General features: G+C 55.4%; 2 protein-coding genes. Both read right to left on the minus strand.

Features of this window, described 5'->3' with window-relative positions; genetic code table 11:
- Nucleotides 1-182: 182 nt before the first annotated feature.
- Entirely contained in the window at nucleotides 183-881 is a 699-nt protein-coding gene (locus APA10_RS11605) for a recombinase family protein (protein ID WP_456304050.1), read from the minus strand.
- Between the two features lie 400 nt (nucleotides 882-1,281).
- Entirely contained in the window at nucleotides 1,282-2,355 is a 1,074-nt protein-coding gene (locus APA10_RS11610; protein WP_035367737.1) for an alkene reductase, read from the minus strand.
- Nucleotides 2,356-2,523 lie beyond the last annotated feature (168 nt).

Below are 2,523 nucleotides of genomic sequence, written 5' to 3' on the forward strand. Positions count from 1 at the left end.
AATCTCGATGAAAATTTCCGCCCTACCCGGGTCAGTTCTCAGTGAAAATCAACAGCCAGATTTCTACGCCAGCAATGACGGCACTGTCCTACCGTGTGGCCATGGTATCCGGGATTGTTGGGATCAGTCTGATCTTGGCCGGGTATGCGCGGGTGAAGTATCTGCGGTCTAACCCATCCCCGTCAGGCCTGTCGTCTGCGGCGGTTGAGCGACTTCTTCTGATTGTTTTCTGCGGTACGCTCGTCAACATCACCGTCGCTTTCCTCACCCTCTGAGCGTGGTTGCCAGCCAATCCGCTCAAGAGTGTTCAACAGGGTCGTGCGTGGGATTGTGAGGCGTCGCGCAACGGAGAGCTTACTCTCACCCTTGTTGAGGTAGTCGAGCGCCATGTCCAAACGCTCCTGACTGATCGACGGGGGCCGTCCGCCTATTCGGCCTCGACGTTTTGCGGCCGCAAGCCCTGCCATGACACGCTCATGAATCAGAGCGCGTTCGTATTGAGCCAAAGCGCCAAACAAAGAGAACATCAGCTCGCCATGAGACGTTGTTGTGTCCATCTGTTCGGTTAAGGAACGGAAGGATACAGATTTGGCCTTCAGATCTTCTATGATTGTCAGGAGATGCGGAAGAGATCGACCCAGCCGATCCAGCTTCCAGACAACGAGTGTGTCACCACTCTTTATATAAGAGAGACATTTTTTAAGACCGGGTCTGTCATCGCGTGCTCCAGAAGCCTTGTCCTGGAAGATGTGTCGCTCATCGACGCCCGCCTGCACCAGAGCATCGCGCTGCAAGTCCACTGACTGGCGCTCATCGACAGAAGAAACGCGCATATAGCCGATAAGCATGTCGGAAAACCCTATTTTTACCGTTCCCGTCACTTATACCAATCCGACAGGGTTTGTCGCCACACCTCATGGAAATTTTGTCTAGGAAACATGCTAGCGCGCCAGACTGGCGTTCACCCCTGTCGGGAAACATCTGTTTTCCGATAGGGCTTGGGCCATGCCGTAGCGGCATTGTGAAGCTCTACCGCATATGGCCAGTTCTTGGTCAGGGTATATTCACTTACGGGCATTTGGGGGGGGAAACAGACAGTCGGCTATCGGGATAGAGTTACCGAAAACAGCCTTTCGCAGTGTTCACATTCATGGCAGGGAGTAGAGCTATTCAGGTGATTTCGCCTACTTCACGACAAGTATCACGTCGGCGGCTAAATATTTTCTATAGTTCAAATGCAAGTTCCTTCCATTGGAAGGAACTTGCGGGAAAAATAGGGTATCAGCGAGCAAGCGGATAATCCGTATAGCCTTCTGCACCCTGCGAGTACCAGGTGCGGATATCGTCCTTGTTCTGGGGCAGATTGTCTTCCAGACGACGCACGAGGTCCGGATTGGCGAGGAAAGGCCGACCAAACGAAATGGCGTCCGCAACACCGGTAGCGACTGTCTCGATCGCTTCTTCCCGTGTGTAGTCCTGATTCAGAACCAGCGGCTTCCTGAAGACTTCGCGGATCGGACCATGCAGCTTGGGCTGGTCGGTCTTGCCGAACGTGCCGTTCGGTCCGGGCTCGCGCAGTTCAAGGAAAGCGATATCGAGGTCATTCAGCAGCTTTGCGGCCGGCACAAAAACCTGCTCTGGATGACTGTCGATGCAGCCCACCGTATCGCCATTGGGGGACAGCCTTACTGACGTTTTGTGCGCGCCAATCGTTGCGATCACGCGTTCGGTGACTTCACGCAGGAAGCGGATGCGGTTTTCCGGCGAACCGCCATATTCGTCGGAACGATGATTGGTGCCGTCCCGCAGAAATTCGTCGATCAGATAACCGTTGGCGGCATGAATCTGCACACCGTCAAAGCCTGCCTGAAGGGCATTGCGAGCAGCATTTTCGTAGTCGTTCAGGATGCGGGCAATGTCCTCCTTGGTGAGAGGGCGGGCGACTTCGGGAGCCTGCTTGCCATCGTAAGTATGGAGGGCTTCAGGCGCTTTTGTCGCCGAGCAGGACACAGGTTGCTGGCCCGTCACGCTGGAATGAACCATCCGACCCATATGCCAGAGCTGGGCCACAATCTTTCCGCCCTTGGCGTGAACTGCGGCGGTGATGGGCTTCCAGGCTTCCACCTGTTCCTGCGACCACAGCCCCGGCGCATACGGCCAGCCAAGACCTTCGCGGCTGATCCCGGTCGCTTCTGAGATGATCAGACCGGCTCCGGCCCGTTGCGCGTAATATTCGGCCATGATGGGGGTGGGCACATGATCACGGGTGCTCCGACCGCGTGTCAGCGGCGCCATGAGAATTCTGTTTTTGGCGTAAATGCTTCCCAGTTCAATCGGCTCAAACAGGCTGGTCATGACAGATCCTTCTTAAAAGACGCAGTTCCTATGAATTTGGGAAGCCTCACGAGGAATACAACAGAAGACTTACCACCTCGTCTGACTTGAGGTGAGCACTGCCTGTCTGCTTTGGGGGGGGAGAACGAACCCGCTACGCGGGATTGGTGCGGTGTGCAGGTCTGTCAC

This window comes from Acetobacter pasteurianus subsp. pasteurianus LMG 1262 = NBRC 106471 (assembly GCF_000285275.1).
Taxonomy (GTDB): domain Bacteria; phylum Pseudomonadota; class Alphaproteobacteria; order Acetobacterales; family Acetobacteraceae; genus Acetobacter; species Acetobacter pasteurianus.